The organism is Candidatus Igneacidithiobacillus taiwanensis (genome assembly GCF_031962545.1).
Taxonomy (GTDB): domain Bacteria; phylum Pseudomonadota; class Gammaproteobacteria; order Acidithiobacillales; family Acidithiobacillaceae; genus Igneacidithiobacillus; species Igneacidithiobacillus taiwanensis.
Genome location: NZ_JAVRKK010000039.1, coordinates 1 through 18407 on the forward strand (window position 1 = coordinate 1; position 18407 = coordinate 18407).

Sequence of the window (18407 nt, forward strand, 5' to 3'; positions counted from 1 at the left end):
CAACGCCGAACGGCCACACCATCGACTCGGACAGAAACCACCGCTATCCTTCCTCCTCCAACATCTACCACAGTGCCAAAGGTGGTGGACGCATACACGCGGTTGACGCAAAAGACCTGCATCAGTATCCTACGCAAACTTTTCCCCGGTAGCTCAGTCGGTAGAGCGGGTGACTGTTAATCACTAGGTCGGCAGTTCGAGCCTGTCCCGGGGAGCCATATTAAACAGGTACTTAGGCTTTTTTTGGCACAATCCGTAGCGGTGGTTGTGCCATATTTGTACCATTGATCCCCTGAAGTAAGCCTTCGATGTTGGCGACATCGACCGCCAAATGCTCCGGTGCCAAATGCGCATAGCGCCGAACCATCTCAACCGATTCCCAACCACCCATCTCCTGCAATCTCGACAGTGATGTACCCGACTGCACATGCCAGGATGCCCAGGTGTGACGCAAATCGTGCCATCGAAAGTCCTCGATGCCTGCACGTTGCAGTGCCTTGCGCCACGCCTTGGTATTTACCTGGTGCACCGGCTTTCCCTCATAGGTAAATACATGCGTATGATGCTTCCCGATTTGCCGCCGGATCACCTGCAGGGCAGATTCACCCAGACTGATACCTATCGCCTTCTTGTTTTTGCTCTGGTCGGGGTGTATCCACGCAACACGCCGTGGAAGATCAACCTGCGTCCATTGCAACCCGGTCACATTGGATTGCCGAAGCCCGGTTGCGAGCGAAAAGAGGACCATATCCCGCAAGTGTTCCGGCAATTCATCCAGGAGTCGTTGCGCTTCCTCTTGGGTGAGCCAGCGGATGCGCCGCCTGGGTTCCTGGTATGGCTTGAACCGTGGAGCCGTATCAATCCACTCCCAATCTACCGCTGCCCGTAAGATGGCCCGGATCAGTGCCAGATAACGATTGGCGGTAGCAGTGCTCGAATTTTTCCGCTTACGCTCCAGAAGCGCCATAATCTCAGTACGGGTAATCTCCGCCAATACACGACCTCGCAAGTATTGCTGGAACCATTCGATCCGTTGCAGATCCGCTTTGAGCGTTCTTTTGTGCCCGTGCTCCTCAATCCAGCGCAGAGCCGCTTCATCCCAAGTGTACTTGGGCCGGTCTCCCAGCTTTACCTGTCGCCAGGCTTCTGCTTTGAGCCGGTCGTGGAGCTCCTGCGCTTGCTCTTTGCTCGCTGTGCCAGTAGAGCGTCTAATCCGCTGCCCGTTGGGCGCGGTGAAGTCCATCCAGTAAGTACCACCACGTTTGTAGAGCATTGTGCCTCCTTGTGAGAAAGCGACGCTTGCCGTTTGCGAGCATAGAGGCTATCAAAATAAGCAACAAGGTCTTGTTCCATGATGACCCACCGTTTACCAGGCTTGACGCCAGGGATCTCCCCTCGACGTAGACGGCGCTTAACCTCTTCTTCAGAGATCTTCAGGAACTCGGCGGCTTCCGTGACATTCAAAGAGCGTGGCGCTGCTCTTGATGCGGTAATATCTTTTGTCCTGGAAAACATCGAATCCTCCTTTACCCAAAGAGCGAATGCTGTGCGAGCCGTTGTTTCCGGTTACTCTTGCTCATCATCTCTTGTGTTCAAATACCTTCTGATACCTGGCTGTTTCGCAAGCCGGTCATATCGTTCGCGCTTACCGGCGCAATGAACACAACGCACGGCGCCAACGGCCTGCACCCGCTCCGGGGGAATGATGTCGGCGCAGTCCAGGCAATAGCGATTGCCTTCCTCGTCCTCATCCGGATCCTCCATGCGAGTTGAGGCCCTTTGTGCCAGGGCCATACGCATTTCCTGTTCTTGTTGCTGCGTTGTAATGTCCACGTCATCAGCCATTTCGCGCTCCGAGGGCTTCCGGGTTGACTGAATCCAGGATTTCCGAGATCACATCAATGATCTGCCCTGGCTTCGGGTTGCCCTCCAGAGGCTTTCCCAGCATCGCAAACATCCGCTCCACCATCTCCATGGGCACGGCAAAGGTCACCGATGTAAGGGCGGGCATCTCTCCGCCTTCGGGGGTCGTACCACCCTGTCCGGAACCGTCTTGACTGCCAGCCGCTGCCCCCGATTCCGATCCACCGCCACCGAGAGAGCCAGCGGGAGAGTCACTGAGAGAGCCGGCACCCATGACATCCTCGTCCTCGTCCGCCTCGCCATAAGTGCCATCGTCCAGGTCAAGGCCCTTCAGGTCTTCCGGGCCACTGACAACAATATATTCATCCGTCTGTTCCATGGTGTTCTCTCCTGCTGCGTTAGTGGGCTGCGCCCGGTCGATATTCTGCCCCTCGTTAGGGGTTAGCTCCCCGCCGGGGGTCTGGCCCCCGCCAGGGGCTTGACGGCGGAACTGCTCATAGCGCTCCTCTTCCTCGTCCACCAAGGCCCGAGTCAGCGGTTCTCCGGCATCCAGCCGGGCACGAATGGCCGAAATCACCACACGCTTCTCTTCATCTTTGTTCCAGCCGCACATACGGCTCAGATCCGTCCGCCCAATGCTTTCCACCGGGACCCCGAGGGCATCGGCAACGGCTTCGGATTCCGGACTTACCAGGGACAGCATCTGATGCACCCATGCTTTGGATCGTCCAAGCCGCTTGGCGAGCTCTTCCATGCTGGGCTTTGGAACCATGCAGGACCGTAAACGCTCCAGGGCTCGCGCCGTGTCGATGGCCGGCATGTCGGCCCGAGCCAGGTTCTCGACCAACTGCATTTCCAGACGGTCGGCGTCGTTTTCCGGCTCCATGATGACAACGGGAATCCGGGAGAGGTCGTATGCGGTACGACGACAAGGTTCACCGCTGGCCTGTGCCGCACACGATGCCCGCCAGCGCCGCTCACCAGCGATAATCCGGTACCTGCCGGAATCCATCCGTCGCACGGCAATGGGCTGCAGGACCCCGTGCTGCAGGATGCTGTCGCGAAGAGCCTCCAGCGTGTTGACGTCCTGCTCGTCACCGACAAAAGACTTGCGGGGCTGGTCCGGGTCCGGCTCGATGTCCGACAGCGCCAGAAAGAGCACCGCGCCGGACTGCTGCTGGACCGTGTCACCGGCACCGGCGGGCAACTCCCCTTTGTCCTCCCTTTCCTTGGGGGAACACTCTTCCTCATTCAGGTCATGCAGGGCGGCCTGAAGCTCATCATACAACCCTTTGGAGCGATCAATTTTCGCCATTCCCAACCTCCTCCGGTACGACATCAATGTCTTGCTTATCCAAAATGCTTTTGCATACCAACGCCCATGCGGATGCCCCCGGGTCTTTTTTGTCCGCCACCCATACCGGCACCCCCTGCTTCATGGCGTTGGAAACCAGTTGACGGTGGGTCAGTTGCTGCGGCAACAGATGGGAGCCAAACGGACTGTTGGCGATCATGTCCACCACAGATTGCTGATTCGCGGAGTTGAGCACTCGCTTGTTGATGACCAGAACCAGCTCTAACGGCACCCGGATGCCATGGCGCACTCGGCGCCAGAGGTCGATAAGCGAAGTCAGTCCCTGCACGGCTAGAAGATCCGGCTCCAACGGGGCCACCAGCACACCCCCCAGATGCAAAGGGGCGTGCTGCTGAATACCGGCGGCAGGGGGAGTATCAAACACCACCACATCAAAATCTGTTTCCTTCAACCGTCCTATGGCTTTCATGGCTTCTGCATCACTTTGCTTCGCCACCTCTCCAATGCTTTTGTCTCCCGGCAGAATCTGGAGCGATCCAAACCGGGTATCAGCAAATGAGAGCGGCGCCTCTTCATCCCACAGGTCCGTGACCAGGAAGCCGTCATAGACGCTCTTTCCCGTCGTGATGAAGGTGGAATTGCGCTGCATATCCATATCCACCAGCAAGGTCTTTTTTCCCGTACCAGCGGCATAGGCCGCAATGTGAACAGCCAGCGCGGTCTTTCCCACGCCGCCCTTCTGGTTAGTCACCGTGATGAATTTTGGCATGACCGAAAATCCTCTTTCCCTTGTTTTCTGCGAAGTTGCTCATGCAACGGCGGTACCACCGCCCAGGTGTACCAAAACAGCATCGTGTACAGCACGGATTCCACCGGCCTGGACTGATCGGCCAGCCGGACCAGTTGGAGGCCCAGATCACCAGGTAACGGGAAAGGAAGCTCTACCCATTCCCACTCGCTCACCTTGTCCAGGGACGGACTTGTCCGCCAGTTCAATCCCTGCTCCCAGGGCCTGCTCCGCAGAAACCCCCGGGCGCACTGCGCATGAAGTGCCCGAAGTGATAGCCCCTGCACCCATGCCAGGGCGCGACAGTACAGGTGCATCCGCAACGGGATCACACTTCTCAGGACTCCGTAGGGCTTGCCGTTGAGAATGACCTGCTCCATGGAATTACGGCAAAATGGAGTTGGTGGCGCCGCTGAACATGGAGTCGGAGTTGCTTTCCTCCTCCGCCCGATGCGCCCTGACGCAATTCTCCACCGTTCGGCTGGGATACTTTCCCGTCTTGTGATACTGCGTCATCGCCCTTTGCAAGGCTTTCGGATGCTCCCGGTAATTGCGGAAGACCGGTTGGCAGGCGACCAATTCCTTCTTCAAAGCGGTCTTGTGCGTCTGGTAATACTGCTCTGTGTATACGGGTTGCTGACTGCACCCGACCAGAACCAACATAGGCAAAAGCAATAACATCGAGCGTTTCATCCGGTCTCTCCTCAGATATTCAACAAGAGGGTATAGATCACAACCGGGTCAGGACCGGGAAAACCGTCTACCGGGTAGACGAAAGCGTCTTGCATCTGTTCACTCCCCCTTTTTCAGCCAATACTGACTGCCGGGAATCACCCACCAGGGCCTGGCCTGCTGCAGGATGCGGGTTTCAGGGACTGGCCCGTAATAAGCGGAATCAAAGGCATAGTTGCCCGGGGCATACAGCCAGACCTGGCCGTCTTTCAGGTGATAGGTACCAAAGGGGTAATGCAGGATTTTGTGATGGTGCCCGGGTGTCCACCGACGCACACGGGAGTTCGGCAAATGATGGCCGTCCACCCAGATGCCGGCCCGACGCAAGACCACCGTCTGCCCAGGCAAGGCCGCGATATTCTTGACCCACGGCTCACCGGCAGGGAACCAGTGATCTTTCAGGCCCTCAGCCACCGCCCGATGGTGCGCCGGCCCGGGTATTTCCACTTCTACCCTCTCGCCAGCCCGCAAAGGGAAAGGCGTGCCATCCAACTGGTACAGCCCAATGGGCTCACAGGTGGAGTCCACCAGAACCAGGTTCTCCCTACGCAGGAAGATTCCGGCAGCCGCCACAAGCACCGACACCGACACCAGCAACCAAAAACCGATCCAGGCGACTCGTCCGGCGATGTTACCCATGCCCCCTCCCCTTTCGCTTGATCCGGGCGTCTTCCTGCTTGCGCTCGATGCCAGCCAGCAGGATCTCTGCAGGCTTCGTCAGGAGAGAGAACGGCCAGAAGACAAGCTTTTCCACCCATTCCAAAGCCTTCAGAACATCTTCGGCAGCTCTATGCGGCCCCGGGCGAGCAAAGAACGCTATCAGCTTTTCGTCTACCCGGTAGACAAAACAGATGATTCTCGCCCTGCACGAAGACACAGCCATTCTGCCTCCTGGTTTTCCTGGTTCATCCGGCAACAGGCTTCCCATAACCCTCCTCAATCAATCATTCTTTTCAAAACCCGCAATGACGACTCAACCACGATCCGCGACGATGACTTTCCATAAATCTCCGGCCCGTATTTCATGACCATTTGCCTCCCCCGATCTTGCAGCCACGGCTCCCCCATGCTGGTCTTCACCGCACGCTCGACGGCAGCCATGGGGACAGCAAATTTCTTGGCGGCGGATCGCAACACCTTGGGCTTCGGCATGTCCGTATGCTGGAGTGTCCAACAGGCCCAGGAACACGCCTGCTGTAACGCAGAAGAATTAACAGGCTTCACCATATAACCACCTCAACTATTGACCGCGAACAATACCGGCACCCCCAAAAACCGCCCCCAGGCCCTGGCGGAAGCCCGCTGAATGGCCGGAATATCCGTGCCTTCGGCCCACCAATCGTTTGCGGGGGCCAGCAGCACCCGGATTCTTTGCGGGTATAGATCCAGAGCAGGCCACATCAACAGTTGCTCGTAGCAAATGAGATACCCCACCCGATGGCCGGCAACCGTCGCCACTTCCGGTTTCCCGAAAACCCGCATGGAAAAACTGGCTTCAGGTCGCCAGGGGTGCCACATGGAAAAGGGCACGGGGATTCGGTCGGGTAAATAGATAAAACGGCCCTTGTGGATCTCCACCAGATCATCGGAGAGCTCAATTCCGTGTGGCACGGCAGCGCCGAGCAGCACCGTCTTATCGGGATGGGTCTTGGTGTAATGGATGACAGGTTGCCAGACGGCTTTTGTGCCAGGACCAAAGTATCCTGCGATAGTCTCCGGTAGCAGGACGACGCGATTTTGGCGCAGAGCGGATAGGACCTTGGGGACAAGGCGCTCTGATTCCTCGATGGCGGACACCGCCGTCAGGTGTCCGCCATGGGTGTCGATAGCGGTCCATCCGGAAGGTGGATAGAGGCGCGGCAGGGCAAAAGCCCCGATAAACGGCAACGCCATGAGTACGGCAGGGAGAACCACCAGCGGCGGAACGGGCGCGTCGTCTACTTTGGCGGATAGGTAGGCGAGCAGCGGAATAGCAAAAAGCACCCAAGCGAGGCCAAGCCAGCCCTCGTTAATGGCCCCAATCCATGGACTGGTCCAGCCAATAAGCCCCAATGGCGGGAGAATCGTTGACAGACCAGAGGTAATCAATGTCGCCAGCAATGCTGCCAGGGCAGGGTGCTTTGGCAGCCGGTTACGAATGGGCTTGTAAAGCAGATACGGCAGCGCGAAGGCAAGACTGGAAAACACCCAAAAGGCAATGCCAAGAGTCAGGCCAACATAAGGGAAGAATACGGCCGTTCCATGAATCAGGCCCCAGGTCGTCGCCAGGTGGTAGCCCAGCATTACCAGAAAGGGAGCCGCCCACAGGCGAAACAGCGGCAGCAGGAGGAAAACGATGGGAGCCAGGAAAATGGCATGAGGCCAGGCGATGAGGCCAATGAGGGCGCCGGCGAATAGAGCAGGACAATTCCGTAGTATCTTTTTGACGGTCTGGGGGGTCATGCCCCGGTATAGATCAACGGCGGGTCGGGAATGGGAAATTTAACGGGATAGACGTCTCCGGCTTTGCAAGATGTCGTAGACTTTGGTGGGATCGAAAGCAAACATGTATTCGGCCTGTTGATGGGCATCTTGCCCTGGCCCTAATGGACTATCCGCGCACCAACTCCTTACCAGCAGCACTTCGAGACCCGGTCGAAGGCCTGCGCAGCGATTCGGGAGTACATCGAGATTTTTACCAACTGTCAACGCCGGCATTCCCGGATTGGCTATTTGACACCCGCTGTGTTTGCGCAGACCTTCACACGGGTAACCGCTTGAGACGGAACTGTCCACTAATTACAGGACACCTCAGTACCCCGTCCATAGCGATCATCGAAACGCACGATATCATCTTCACCCAAATACTCGCCACTCTGCACCTCGATCATTACCAGGTCGATGACACCGGGGTTGAGGAGGCGGTGGGGGGTGCCCGCGGGGATATAGGTGGATTCATTGGTGCGGATCAGGTGTTCGGAATCGCCGTTGACGATCTTGGCGGTACCCGAAACCACTATCCAGTGCTCACTGCGGTGGTGGTGCATCTGCAGGGACAGGGCGGCCCCGGGCTTGACCATGATCCGCTTGATCTTGAAGCGCGGGCCTTCCTCGAGCACCGTATAGGTTCCCCAGGGCCGATGGACGGTGCGGTGCAGCAGGTGGGTCTCATGACCGCGCCGCTTGAGTTCCGCGACAATGGCCTTGACCTCCTGGTCTCGATCCTTGGCCGCCACCAGCAAGGCGTCGGGGGTATCGATGACGATGAGGTGATCCACCCCCAGCAAGGTAGTCAGCCGCTCCCGGCTCACCACCACGCTATGGTGCGCATCGATGAGAACCGTGTCGCCCTGGACCCGATTGCCATGGCTATCTGCCGGACAGAGTTCGGCATAGGCAGACCAGGAACCAATGTCGCTCCAGTCGAAGCCCGCGGGCACGACTGCAACCTGGTCGCTCTTTTCCATGAGGGCATAGTCAATGGAAATATCCGGCAACGTCGCAAAGCGGGTAGGCAACTCGGCCATACTTCCGTCTTGCCGTATTGCCTCCATGCATTCTTCCACCCCGGACAGGATCTCAGGGGCATGGGTCCGGAACGCCTCCAGTAAATAACCCACCTGGAAGCAGAACATCCCGGAATTCCAATAATAGTTCCCGGCTTGCAAAAAGCTTTCCGCCAGTGCCCGCTGCGGCTTTTCCACAAAGCGCTGTACTCGTTGCCCAAGTACCCGCCCATGGTCCCCAGCCAATGGTTCTCCTGCTTCAATGTAGCCAAATCCTGTTTCCGGACGGGTAGGATGAATACCAAAGGTAACCAGCATCCCTTGTGCTGCGAGCATACGGGCTTGCCCAACAGCCTCCCGAAAGGCATCCAGATCCGTCACCAAGTGGTCAGCAGGCAAGACCAGCAAGCAGGCATCAGGTCCCGCCAGGCTTTGTGCTTGCAGCGCCGCCGCAATGGCCGGCGCCGTATTGCGACCGATGGGTTCCAACAGGAATTGATGAGTAATCTGTTGACCGATTGAAGTGGCCTCGTACACGTCACGGCTCTGAAAATAATATTCACGATTGGTGACGGTCAGTACCGTCGCCACCTCCTGGAGTGCTGCTACGCGCTGCAGGGTCTTTTGCAGCAGGCACTCGCCATCGGGTAACTCCATAAACGGCTTGGGATGGCTTTGGCGGGACAGAGGCCATAAGCGCGTGCCAGCCCCGCCGGAGAGGATGACGGGGATCAGCGGGTTCGTGTGCATGCGGACTCCAAATTGAGAAAAGATCGATTCGTGCCGTGGCTTTTTCCTAGCCGGCCATTTTTACGGCCATGGGCCGCATCTATTGTCCCGATGCCTGGGCGGCTGCGCGGGCCAGGTCGGCCTCCGTCATCATGCGCACCAGGCTATCGAAATCCACCTCCGACGACCAGCCCAGGCGGGCCCGCGCCTTGCTGGCATCGCCGATGAGGACATCCACTTCGGCGGGACGGTAGAAGGCCGGGTTGACGCGCACGATGGTCTTGCCGCTCTGGCGGTCGATCCCGCGTTCCTGCGCCCCCTTGCCCTCCCAAGCGATGTCAAAACCCTCGTAGCCGGCGGCGCGCTCTACAAACTCCCGCGCCGTCCAGGTCCGGCCCGTGGCGATCACATAGTCGTCGGGCTGGTCCTGTTGCAGCATCAGCCACATGGCGCGCACGTAATCCCCGGCAAAACCCCAGTCGCGTTTGCTGTCGAGGTTGCCCAGCTCCAGCACTTCCTGCAGGCCGTGACGGATGCGGGCCAGGGCGAGGGTGATCTTGCGCGTGACGAATTCCGTGCCGCGCAGGGGGGACTCGTGGTTGAAAAGGATGCCGCTGGAGGCATGCAGGGCGAAGCTCTCCCGGTAGTTGATGGTAATCCAGTGGCCGTAGAGCTTGGCCACCCCATAGGGGCTGCGGGGATGGAAGGGTGTCGTTTCCTTTTGCAGCGGCTCCTGAATCTCGCCGAACATCTCGCTGGTGGAGGCCTGATAGAAGCGGGCCTTAGGGTTCACGATGCGCAGCGCCTCCAGCATCTTGACCACGGATACCCCCGTCACCTCAGCGGTGAGGATGGGCTGATCCCAGGAAGTGGCCACGAAGCTCTGGGCACCGAGGTTGTAAACTTCCTCGGCTTGGGATTTCTCCATGGCCCGGATCATGGAGGAAAGATCGATGAGGTCGCCGTCCAGGAGGCGCACCTGATCGGCAATGCCCAGTTCGCGCAGGCGGCCGAGGGTGTCGGTGCCGCGGCGGGCGATCAGGCCGTAGACTTGGTAATCTTTTTCCAGCAGCAACTGCGCCAGATAGGCGCCGTCTTGGCCGGTAATGCTAGAAATAAGGGCATGTTTCGTCATTGCAGTTTTTTCTCCCAGTCGTTCATTAGATCTTGTAGACTTTGCTCCATGGGTATCAGCGGTTGCCATCCGGTGTCCCGATGCAGGGCCTCGAAACTAGCGACCATGCGCCGCTGTTCAGCGGGGCGCAGGCGGGCCGGATCCTGCTCGATACGCGCATCCACCCCGGCAAGCGCGATCAACTTCTGCAGCAGGTCGCGGATGCTGTACTCTCTTCCCGAGCAGACGTTATAGATCCCGCCATTTCGGCCCTGCTCCAGCAGCAATGCATAGGCACGCACCACATCGCGCACGTCGGTAAAATCGCGGGTGACATCAATATCGCCCACCTGCAGGACCGGTGCCCGGCGACCTAGGCGAATCTCCATGACTTGTTTGGCGAAGTCGGCTATGGCGAAGCGCGGACTCTGGCCGGGGCCGATATGGTTAAAAGGGCGCACCAGGACGATCTCGAAGCCAGAAGTCTGGCTCCATTGGTAGCACAGCGCTTCGGCGGCCACCTTGCTCACGGCGTAGGGATTGCGTGGGTGCAGCGGATGCGTCTCCCGCACCGGCAGGGCGGCCTCGGGTACCTGACCATAGGTATCGCCCGAGCCGACAAAGAGCATCCGCCCCTGGAAACCGACAGATTGCAGTGCCTCCAGCAGGTTTAGGGTGCCATAGAGATTGATATCGAAAGTCTCACGGGGGTTCTGGAAAGAAGCGGGTACGAAGCTTTGGGCCGCCAGATGAATGACCGTGTCCGGCCGGATATCCGCAATGGCAGCGCCGAGCGCCGCGCGGTCGCGCAGATCCAGTCCGTCGGGCAACGCTACACATGGCAGGGCCGCCTGTATTGTTTGGCCGACAAAACCGCTGGCACCGGTAAGCAAAAGTTTCATCGGCCCTTCCCAAATGCCATCCACTCCCGCTCCACGAAAGCCATGAACTCCTCCCGGAAACGCTCCGGTGCGAAGCGCAGGGCATTGTCCCGGCAGGCCTCCGGCGCGATGGCTGCCCCCCCCTCCCGCTCAAAGCGCTGCACCGCCTCCACCACGGCGGCCACGCTCTGCTCGGCAAAGAACACGCCGGTAGGTCCATCCGGCACCACCCCCAAGCCGCGGACCGTCTCCAGCGCCCCGCCCCGGCCATAGGCGATCACCGGCGTCCCGCAGGCCTGGGCCTCCAGGGGGGCGATGCCGAAATCTTCCTCCGCCGCGAAGACGAAGGCCCGGGCCCGCTGCAGATGGTCGCGCAAGACATCGCTACTTGCAAAGCCCAGCAATTCCACGTTCGGCCCTGCCTTGGCCTGGACCTTCGCAAAATCCGGTCCGTCACCAATCACCACCAGGCGCTTGTCGGGCATAGAGGAAAAGGCCTCCACGATGAGGTCTACCTTCTTGTAAGGCACCAGACGCGAAGCGGTGACATAAAAATCCTCCTTCTCCAGACACAGAGGAAAATCGGACACATCCACTGGAGGATAGACTACAGTAGAGTCTCGCCGGTACGTCTTGTGGATGCGCCGGGCGATAAAACGGGAATTGGACAGGAAGCCATCCACCCCATTGGCCGTACGAGTGTCCCAAAGGCGGATATAATGCAAAATTGCCTTCGCGGCCCAACCCTTGAGACCACGATCCAAGCCCGACTCGCGCAGATATTGATGCTGCAGATCCCATGCATAGCGAATGGGCGAGTGCACATAACTCAAATGGAGTTGTTCTGGACCCGTCAATACCCCTTTCGCCACCGCATGGCTGCTGCTAATGACCAGGTCATAGCTAGATAGATTCAACTGCTCCACTGCCAGGAGCATGAAGGGGAGATAAGTGCGGTATTTCTTGCGGGCGAAGGGGAGACGCTGCACAAAGGAAGTTGTGACCGGCTTGTCCAGGATGAAGCCTCGGCCTTGATCGGGCAGAAAGTCCACCAGGCTGAACAGGTCGGCCTCCGGATAGCAGTGCAACATCTGCTCCAGCACGCGCTCGGCGCCTGCGTAGGTGACCAGCCAGTCGTGGACGATGGCGATGCGCATTCAGTTTTCTGCCGCATCTTTATTATTTATTTTAGGGTCTGTCCGGTGTTGTTTTCTCAGATACGTATCCATTACTACCTGACGGATGCTATAGATCATCGCTGTTCTGGAAAAACATGCCTGCGCCTTATTGTACCCCGCAGCACCCAGCCTTTCGCACAGTGCCGGATCGTTTTGCAGCCGTTCAATCTGTGCCCGAAGGGCAGCACAATCTCCCGGCGGATAAATCAGTCCGGTCTCCCCATCCTCGATAATTTCCAACACTCCGCCCGCCGCGCTTGCCACCACCGGGCGCCGGGCCAGCATACCCTCGATAATCACCCGTCCAAAGGGCTCAGGATTCACCGAACTATGGACTATGGCGTCAACGGCTCGCATCAAGCGCGGCACGTCGTCCCGAAAACCTAAAAAACGCACCCGCCCACGAAGGTCTTCGCATTCGACGCGTTTATGCAAGGTATGCTTATATTCCATTTCCCCAAAAAGCGCATCACCGATAAACACAGCGGATACTCCTGGCAAGGTGGAAATCGCTTCGAGGACTAGATGCTGGCCCTTCCACGGGGTCAGGCGCCCGAACACTCCGATCAAGAAACCGTTGTCCAAAGGCATCAACTCAGTGCGGGCCAACGTCGCCATCTGGGTCGTGATTGCGTCAAAAGGCTTCGAATCAATGCCATTGTGTATCACGCGCACCAGCTTGCGGCGACCACCTGCGGCGACGAAGGCCTCGGCCGTGGCGTGCGAATTTGCAATGACTGTGGCAGCGCGTGCATTGGCCATCATGACGGCCACGCGGCGCATGGTTGGACTGAAGTGATCCGCACTCAGAATATCGCGCATATGCCATATCAATGGCCGGCGCGCCAGGGCGCTGGCTAGCGCACCCACCACCATGGCCTTTTGGGAGTTGGCGTAAGTGATATCCGCGTTACCGGCCAGAAGTTGCAATCGCCAAGTGATGCGCACCAGCAGCGCCAGGGAGCCCAGGACGTTCCACAAGCCCGAGTTTTTGCGCACCCTAGAAAGCCCATCGCCCGTGGGGTCCAATATATCCACCGCCACGCCTGCCTGCGTCAGCCGTTCAAACAATACGCCGCCACGAAACAACGCGACGCGATTGTGAAACGGTAGAAGTCTAGCGATATCTAACAACGACAGTTCCGCGCCACCCAGCACACTAGCCTGATTCACAAAGAGTATCCGCGGTGTATCCGTACCCGGCGCCACGGCCACTTCCATCGGCAAAACTTCGGCGTTGAATCCCGTCTCGGTCATTTCATGGCCTCCGCGTAAACCGAATGCACTCGCGTCGCAATAGTTTGCCAGTCATAGCGCTCCCGCGCGAACGCGCGGCAGGCGTTCGTATCCGGCAACACTATGCCGCCCCGCAAGGTGGCCGAGATCCCTTCGGCCAGCGCTCTCGCCCCGGTGGAAGGCAGCACCAGATCGGCCGACAGATCGCGCACCACTTCGGGCAAACCGCCCACTGGCGTTACCAGTGTCGGAGTGCCCGCCGCCAGCGACTCGACGGCGATCAATCCGAAACCCTCCAGCGCCACTGTCGGCACCACTGTGATATCAGCCGCCCGGTATGCAAGCGGTAACGCTTCATCAGGTATGAAGCCGAGCAGGCGCACATGGTCGCCCAAACCCAAAGAGTTAATGCGCGCTGTCAATTCGTCCAGCAAAGGGCCCCGCCCCCCGACCAGCAGCAGAACATCCGGCACACGGCGGCGTACATCCACCATAGCTTCAATCAGGTCTTCCAACCCCATGCGCCGTACCAGACGGCGCACGGCAAAAACCAGTGGACGATCCCGCGGCCAGCCCAGCTGCTCGCGCGCATTGGCCCGATCGGGCACCCCCTCGAAGCGCCCCGCATCGACTCCGCCCGGAACGATCCGCACCCGCGCCGGATCGACCCCATACCGCTCCACCAGCAATACGGCGAAGGCCTGGGACAGGCAGATTAGCCGCCGCGCGCGCCGGTACACCGCCGCCTCGACGGATTTCTTGATGATGCGCGCCGCCCCTCGTCCACCCTCCACCGCGCTCTCATCTGCCCAGGGTCCATGAAAATGGACCACCAGAGGCACCTTAATCTGTCCCAAGACCGGGTAAGTGTAGAGGGCGAAATGGGAAACCACCAGTTGGGGGTGATAGTCGGCGGTTAGGATCGCCATCTCGCGCCGCACCCCTCGCCAGCGCTGCCACAAAGGCGCATTAACTGGCGCGAAGGCACGAACCCGGCCACCAGTCTGTTCGGCAATCGTAGCGCTACCCGCCACCAGCCCTCGCACCTTGACGCTCACCCTGGGGAGGTGACGGAGCAGCTCGAAATACACGCGATTGAGCCCTCCCGACTGTTCACCGAACCAGCCCATGCCTAATTGCAGGGTGCGTATAGGAGATCTTCCCATCTCTCTCAAGAAGCACCTCCATGATGCATCGGTCGCGGTGGTAATATTTTCGTGGACAGCAGCTCGTTGTATAGGTCTATATAAGCCGTAGCCATGCGCTCCCAGGTGAAATGCTCGGCAATCGCGCGCCCTGCCGCGCCCATCCGCTGACGCAAAACCGGATCGGCCGCAAGTTCCCGCATCCAGCGGGCTAGCGTGGAGACATCGTTGGGATCATCGAGTACCCGCCCGCCCTCGCCGAGAATCTCCGCGCCGCCCGCCGTCTTTGCTGTTAGTACCGGCAGTCCAGAGGCCATAGATTCCAGAATAACTAGACTCATAGCTTCATAACGTGACGGGAATACAAAAAGATCAACAGAACGCATCAAGGCAGGCATGTCCACGACCTTACCGAGAAAATGCACCCGCCCTTCCAACCCCAGTGCCAATGCCTGCGCCGGGAAGGGGCTGCCCTCCACCGTCCCGGCCACAGCCAGATGCGCACCAGGCACATCAAACAGAGCCTTCAATATGGTATCAAGCCCTTTACGTGGTGTGCGTATGTCGCCTGCAAACAAGAATATCACTCCCTCCGGCGGTAAGCCGAAACGGTTCCGCTCCCCCGCACCGGGATAAAATTCCCGTACATCAACGCCGTTATGGATCAGTGCAATATGTTTTTCGGGTACACCGATTTCGCGTAGCTCATCCTCAATCTTGCCAGAAATTGCCACGACACGGCGGGCGGACAGGAAAGCGCGGCGTTCCAGAGTGGCGTTGAGCACGGTATAGAACCGCTGATAAGCACTGTATGGGCCGCCCATCCAGGAGAAAGGATAGGCACCACTTTGTAGCCAGCCGCGATGCACAAGATGGGCGGTATTCACATCGGCGGGCACTTCCGTCACATAACCACAAGCATGGATCAGGTCATAGTCTCCCCGATGTGTACGCAGCCAGCGGGTGCTAGCCCTGGCAAAAGCGTGGTTGCGTAGTAATTGCGTGGGCAACCGCCTGTAGTCCAACTCGATAAAGCTCACGCCATGGCGTACTGCCAAGGCCTCATCGCAGCGCATGGCCACGATTTGCAGATAAAAACCGGCAGCAAGCGCCGCTTGGGCAATTTCATAATTGACACGCCCCTGGCCATCTCCCCGAGCTACCACCTGGTGCGTGACTAGGGCAATTGTAGCCGAGTTCATGCGAAGGATTCCTCTATAGCCGAGTTCACAGAACGGACAATTACTCCATCGATGCCTGCAGATGAGTAGACTGCCCTGTCATCAATGTCAGCCTGAGTCGTATCCACCACAGAAGGATAGCTCATCACCAAAAGTTTCATGTCTTTTCCTGTTTCCTGGTCATGGCATCCGTTGCCCCGATCAGCAACCACAATAAAAGCGGGCTGCTATATAGCCCGGCGATAAGCCAACTAGCACCAGTAGCCAGCAGAATCCCCAGAATCATCAAGGTCGCTCGCTGTCGCCGCAGTTGCCAGTCGGAAATCAACGTCCAGAAAACTCGTACTATTATCACGAGGTAAATAATTCCGCCAACGAAACCAAGACTAACAAACATGTTGCCAAAATCAGTTTCTGTCGACATGCCTTCTATGCCTTCTCCCGCAAACTTACCGGCGGCAGCGGTGGTTGCTCCCAAGCCGTATCCATAAGGGTGGGTAAAACCTGCGAGCACCCCGTTTCCGAGCATCTCCAGATGGATCATGAGCGTTGAATCCTTGGCATTTAGTGGATTCGCTAGGCCGCCTACCTCGTGCGTAAGCAGGGCATTGGCCTGGCCGAAATCGGGATGAGAAGACATCAAATGAGGCAATGCAAAAGCTAGCAGGCCGATAGTGGCTAGCCCGCCCAGCGTCACACGCATATACCATCCTTTTCCGCCGCCGCGGTGCAAAGCCCACATTACCAGCCCAGCCACCAGCAGTTTAACGATGGGGGCACGTTCGGAAGTCATAAACAAGGCGGGCAATAATGGCAGGAGTGTGAAGGCGGCGCGGCGATGCCCCAGCCAAATGCCCGCCACGGCGATTGCCGATCCGATGCTCAAGATCATTCCATAACCCGCAGAGGAGGTAAAAAAAGCAAATGGCCGGATAACACCTCCCACGTTTAAGGCCATGTAACTCGCTGCCACATGCCTGATCCATGCCTGCTCCCAAGGTGTGAAACCAAAAAATGTCTGCATATAGCCCGCAATGGCGGCCAATACTGCTATAGGTAAGACCAGTTGATAAAGAAGACGCTCAATGAAGTCGGATGTCGCATAGTGGCGGCCTAGCCAGAAAAACATAAGGGGTGGAATGTAAAAAAACGCTCCGGCCAACCCCACCCGCAGCCCGCCCTGCAATGGATTAAATATCTCCAACCCCATCAGTAACATAAGCGCCAGAACCATGCGCGAGAGCGGGGTATCGACTTTGTCGCGCATCAGCACGCTCAGTCCGAAAATGCTGCCCACCACCGGCACTAATAGCAGCAGAGGATCTATTGCCGGCCAGCCATAAATACTGTTGACGAAACGGCGAATATCTCCATCGAAAAAGGCATAGGTGAGCAACACCATGATCGCCAAGCGGGCATTGACGACACCCAGCATCAGGAAGCAGAAGCCCAGTAAGGCCACACCCAGCAGTTGACCGTAACCGTGATAGACAACAATCGCAGAACCCAGCACCAATGCAGACAACACAGCCCATTCCCCTGCCCGCTCACGCAATTCGGATGGGAGGACCAGAATCTTCACTGTGAAGCCTCTCGCGGCTCAGCGGAGAGGGGAAGCGCAAGACAACGTAACAAGGCTTGCGGAGAAAAATCTTGGGCTCGTGCATGCGCTGCCCGCCCCAAAGACTGCCTGAGTTTGGCATCGGCCAGAAGATTGTCGGCACTGCGCACCAATCCATCCACATCTCCAGGGGCACACAAAAGGCCATTGACTCGATCCTGGATGATCTCTGCCGGACCGCCCAGTGCACTGGCAATCACTGGCTTTCCCATTGCCATGGCCTCGACGATCCCCATACCGAAGGGCTCCGCGCCGGTTACAGGGTGCATGGCAATGTCACAAGCGCACCACCAGCCGGCTACCTCTTCCAGCGGACGCTGCCCCACAAGACGCAACCGATCATTTAAGCCTGTTTCTGCCGCCAAAGCGTAGAGTTCACGGGCATAATCCGGGTCCAGGGGGTGTGTGCCGCCGACCACAAAAGCGTGCAGATCGGGATGATGACGGGTAAGTTGGGCTACCGCCTTGATAAAAACATCCACACCCTTCCATCGCTCCATCCGGGCGACCATACCCACGATGGGAGGCTGAGAAGGCAAGCCTAAATGGGAACGCCAATACGCCTGACCCATTTGTTTCGTTTGTTCTAAATGCGCCAAATCTACAGCCGGGTAACAAACCATAACCGGTCGTTTAGGGGAAATCTTTTTCTGCGCCACGGCCGCAGTGTTTGAGCAAGCAAAAATTCCGGTGGTAGGAAGAGTGCCGGAGATGCGGTCCATATATCCTCCTCCAGAGATACCATGCTGAAACCAGAAAACCGGTATACCCAAACCTGTACTTGCCGGTCCAGCGTAAAGCTGCGCCTTGGCCATCCAGGAAAGAACTAGGTCTACATGCTGTTTGCGAAACTCACGGCGCAGCGCCCAAACCGTTCGAAGGTAGTGGTGAAATTCGCGTAAATGACCAGATTTAATGATGGTAACTTGGTAACCAAGTGACATTGCATATTCAGCCATGGGACCATCATCGAGATAAAAAAGCGATAAATCGATCAATGGTCTGGCTGCATTTTCTTGCAGAAGATGCATCAGCATGGCTTCTGCGCCACCTCGCTGATCGGCTAATGGCATAATGATTGCACATCGTTTCATGATGATTTCGGCCTACAAAGCAACCATTGCTGTCCGAGGTCTCTGT

The 18407-nt window shown here is 58.0% G+C and carries 20 protein-coding genes and 1 tRNA gene; 2 read left to right on the forward strand and 19 right to left on the reverse strand.

The window, feature by feature from the left end:
- The first annotated feature begins 142 nt into the window (after window positions 1–142).
- Window positions 143–218 (forward strand) — tRNA-Asn (locus RTI30_RS07105).
- A 14-nt stretch (window positions 219–232) separates the two neighbouring features.
- Here RTI30_RS07105 and RTI30_RS07110 read toward each other — a convergent pair.
- The 10 genes from RTI30_RS07110 to RTI30_RS07150 form a co-directional block, all read right to left on the reverse strand.
- Entirely contained in the window at window positions 233–1243 is a 1011-nt protein-coding gene (locus RTI30_RS07110) for a tyrosine-type recombinase/integrase (protein WP_409449688.1), read from the reverse strand.
- A complete protein-coding gene (locus RTI30_RS14295; RefSeq protein WP_409449687.1) occupies window positions 1129–1515 on the reverse strand; it encodes a helix-turn-helix domain-containing protein in 387 nt (128 codons plus the stop codon). Before RTI30_RS14295 ends, RTI30_RS07110 begins: the two co-directional genes overlap by 115 nt.
- Window positions 1516–1566: 51 nt before the next feature.
- Window positions 1567–1845: a TraR/DksA C4-type zinc finger protein gene (locus RTI30_RS07115; protein ID WP_312283551.1), complete on the reverse strand. Its 279-nt coding sequence runs from the start codon at window positions 1843–1845 to the stop codon at window positions 1567–1569.
- The gene (locus RTI30_RS07120) at window positions 1838–3178 is read right to left on the reverse strand and encodes a ParB/RepB/Spo0J family partition protein (protein WP_312283552.1); all 1341 of its coding nucleotides are present in this window, start codon (window positions 3176–3178) and stop codon (window positions 1838–1840) included. Before RTI30_RS07120 ends, RTI30_RS07115 begins: the two co-directional genes overlap by 8 nt.
- On the reverse strand, window positions 3165–3947 hold the full coding sequence (locus tag RTI30_RS07125) for a ParA family protein (RefSeq protein ID WP_312283553.1): 783 nt from the start codon (window positions 3945–3947) through the stop codon (window positions 3165–3167). Before RTI30_RS07125 ends, RTI30_RS07120 begins: the two co-directional genes overlap by 14 nt.
- A 402-nt stretch (window positions 3948–4349) precedes the next feature.
- The gene (locus RTI30_RS07130) at window positions 4350–4658 is read right to left on the reverse strand and encodes a hypothetical protein (protein WP_312283554.1); all 309 of its coding nucleotides are present in this window, start codon (window positions 4656–4658) and stop codon (window positions 4350–4352) included.
- Window positions 4659–4757: 99 nt separating this feature from the next.
- Window positions 4758–5336 carry a S26 family signal peptidase gene (locus RTI30_RS07135; RefSeq protein ID WP_312283555.1) on the reverse strand — a complete coding sequence of 193 codons (579 nt, stop codon included), beginning with the start codon at window positions 5334–5336 and terminating at the stop codon, window positions 4758–4760.
- A complete protein-coding gene (locus RTI30_RS07140) occupies window positions 5329–5580 on the reverse strand; it encodes a hypothetical protein (RefSeq protein ID WP_312283556.1) in 252 nt (83 codons plus the stop codon). The genes RTI30_RS07135 and RTI30_RS07140 overlap by 8 nt, the downstream gene beginning before the upstream one ends.
- A gap of 53 nt (window positions 5581–5633) precedes the next feature.
- On the reverse strand, window positions 5634–5849 hold the full coding sequence (locus tag RTI30_RS07145; protein ID WP_312283557.1) for a hypothetical protein: 216 nt from the start codon (window positions 5847–5849) through the stop codon (window positions 5634–5636).
- Between the two features lie 84 nt (window positions 5850–5933).
- Window positions 5934–7139: a conjugal transfer protein TraB gene (locus RTI30_RS07150; RefSeq protein WP_312283558.1), complete on the reverse strand. Its 1206-nt coding sequence runs from the start codon at window positions 7137–7139 to the stop codon at window positions 5934–5936.
- 150 nt (window positions 7140–7289) lie between these two features.
- Here RTI30_RS07150 and RTI30_RS07155 point away from each other — a divergent pair, with 150 nt between their 5' ends.
- Window positions 7290–7457 carry an IS3 family transposase gene (locus tag RTI30_RS07155; RefSeq protein WP_409449689.1) on the forward strand — a complete coding sequence of 56 codons (168 nt, stop codon included), beginning with the start codon at window positions 7290–7292 and terminating at the stop codon, window positions 7455–7457.
- Window positions 7458–7471: 14 nt separating this feature from the next.
- Here RTI30_RS07155 and RTI30_RS07160 read toward each other — a convergent pair whose 3' ends face one another.
- From RTI30_RS07160 to RTI30_RS07200, 9 genes are all read right to left on the reverse strand, one after another.
- Window positions 7472–8932: a mannose-1-phosphate guanylyltransferase/mannose-6-phosphate isomerase gene (locus tag RTI30_RS07160; RefSeq protein WP_312283559.1), complete on the reverse strand. Its 1461-nt coding sequence runs from the start codon at window positions 8930–8932 to the stop codon at window positions 7472–7474.
- Window positions 8933–9011: 79 nt separating this feature from the next.
- A complete protein-coding gene (gmd, locus tag RTI30_RS07165; RefSeq protein ID WP_312283560.1) occupies window positions 9012–10046 on the reverse strand; it encodes a GDP-mannose 4,6-dehydratase in 1035 nt (344 codons plus the stop codon).
- On the reverse strand, window positions 10043–10927 hold the full coding sequence (locus tag RTI30_RS07170) for a GDP-mannose 4,6-dehydratase (protein WP_312283561.1): 885 nt from the start codon (window positions 10925–10927) through the stop codon (window positions 10043–10045). Before RTI30_RS07170 ends, gmd begins: the two co-directional genes overlap by 4 nt.
- Window positions 10924–12063: a glycosyltransferase family 4 protein gene (locus RTI30_RS07175; protein ID WP_312283562.1), complete on the reverse strand. Its 1140-nt coding sequence runs from the start codon at window positions 12061–12063 to the stop codon at window positions 10924–10926. Before RTI30_RS07175 ends, RTI30_RS07170 begins: the two co-directional genes overlap by 4 nt.
- Window positions 12064–13341: a glycosyltransferase gene (locus RTI30_RS07180; protein ID WP_312283563.1), complete on the reverse strand. Its 1278-nt coding sequence runs from the start codon at window positions 13339–13341 to the stop codon at window positions 12064–12066. It lies immediately after the preceding gene.
- Entirely contained in the window at window positions 13338–14486 is a 1149-nt protein-coding gene (locus RTI30_RS07185; protein WP_312283564.1) for a glycosyltransferase family 4 protein, read from the reverse strand. The genes RTI30_RS07180 and RTI30_RS07185 overlap by 4 nt, the downstream gene beginning before the upstream one ends.
- Before the next feature lie 5 nt (window positions 14487–14491).
- A complete protein-coding gene (locus tag RTI30_RS07190; RefSeq protein ID WP_312283565.1) occupies window positions 14492–15667 on the reverse strand; it encodes a glycosyltransferase family 4 protein in 1176 nt (391 codons plus the stop codon).
- 136 nt (window positions 15668–15803) lie between these two features.
- A complete protein-coding gene (locus tag RTI30_RS07195) occupies window positions 15804–17228 on the reverse strand; it encodes a hypothetical protein (protein ID WP_312283566.1) in 1425 nt (474 codons plus the stop codon).
- Window positions 17225–18361, reverse strand: coding sequence for a glycosyltransferase family 4 protein (locus RTI30_RS07200; RefSeq protein ID WP_312283567.1), 1137 nt, complete (start codon window positions 18359–18361; stop codon window positions 17225–17227). Before RTI30_RS07200 ends, RTI30_RS07195 begins: the two co-directional genes overlap by 4 nt.
- Between the last annotated feature and the right edge of the window lie 46 nt (window positions 18362–18407).

What these genes read in the sequence shown, in the direction of transcription:
- RTI30_RS07110 (WP_409449688.1), bottom strand. Translation starts at nt 1,243, where the DNA reads ATGGACTTCACCGCGCCCAACGGGCAGCGGATTAGACGCTCTACTGGC.
- RTI30_RS14295 (WP_409449687.1), bottom strand. Translation starts at nt 1,515, where the DNA reads ATGTTTTCCAGGACAAAAGATATTACCGCATCAAGAGCAGCGCCACGC.
- RTI30_RS07115 (WP_312283551.1), bottom strand. Translation starts at nt 1,845, where the DNA reads ATGGCTGATGACGTGGACATTACAACGCAGCAACAAGAACAGGAAATG.
- RTI30_RS07120 (WP_312283552.1), bottom strand. Translation starts at nt 3,178, where the DNA reads ATGGCGAAAATTGATCGCTCCAAAGGGTTGTATGATGAGCTTCAGGCC.
- RTI30_RS07125 (WP_312283553.1), bottom strand. Translation starts at nt 3,947, where the DNA reads ATGCCAAAATTCATCACGGTGACTAACCAGAAGGGCGGCGTGGGAAAG.
- RTI30_RS07130 (WP_312283554.1), bottom strand. Translation starts at nt 4,658, where the DNA reads ATGAAACGCTCGATGTTATTGCTTTTGCCTATGTTGGTTCTGGTCGGG.
- RTI30_RS07135 (WP_312283555.1), bottom strand. Translation starts at nt 5,336, where the DNA reads ATGGGTAACATCGCCGGACGAGTCGCCTGGATCGGTTTTTGGTTGCTG.
- RTI30_RS07140 (WP_312283556.1), bottom strand. Translation starts at nt 5,580, where the DNA reads ATGGCTGTGTCTTCGTGCAGGGCGAGAATCATCTGTTTTGTCTACCGG.
- RTI30_RS07145 (WP_312283557.1), bottom strand. Translation starts at nt 5,849, where the DNA reads ATGCCGAAGCCCAAGGTGTTGCGATCCGCCGCCAAGAAATTTGCTGTC.
- RTI30_RS07150 (WP_312283558.1), bottom strand. Translation starts at nt 7,139, where the DNA reads ATGACCCCCCAGACCGTCAAAAAGATACTACGGAATTGTCCTGCTCTA.
- RTI30_RS07160 (WP_312283559.1), bottom strand. Translation starts at nt 8,932, where the DNA reads ATGCACACGAACCCGCTGATCCCCGTCATCCTCTCCGGCGGGGCTGGC.
- gmd (WP_312283560.1), bottom strand. Translation starts at nt 10,046, where the DNA reads ATGACGAAACATGCCCTTATTTCTAGCATTACCGGCCAAGACGGCGCC.
- RTI30_RS07170 (WP_312283561.1), bottom strand. Translation starts at nt 10,927, where the DNA reads ATGAAACTTTTGCTTACCGGTGCCAGCGGTTTTGTCGGCCAAACAATA.
- RTI30_RS07175 (WP_312283562.1), bottom strand. Translation starts at nt 12,063, where the DNA reads ATGCGCATCGCCATCGTCCACGACTGGCTGGTCACCTACGCAGGCGCC.
- RTI30_RS07180 (WP_312283563.1), bottom strand. Translation starts at nt 13,341, where the DNA reads ATGACCGAGACGGGATTCAACGCCGAAGTTTTGCCGATGGAAGTGGCC.
- RTI30_RS07185 (WP_312283564.1), bottom strand. Translation starts at nt 14,486, where the DNA reads ATGGGAAGATCTCCTATACGCACCCTGCAATTAGGCATGGGCTGGTTC.
- RTI30_RS07190 (WP_312283565.1), bottom strand. Translation starts at nt 15,667, where the DNA reads ATGAACTCGGCTACAATTGCCCTAGTCACGCACCAGGTGGTAGCTCGG.
- RTI30_RS07200 (WP_312283567.1), bottom strand. Translation starts at nt 18,361, where the DNA reads ATGAAACGATGTGCAATCATTATGCCATTAGCCGATCAGCGAGGTGGC.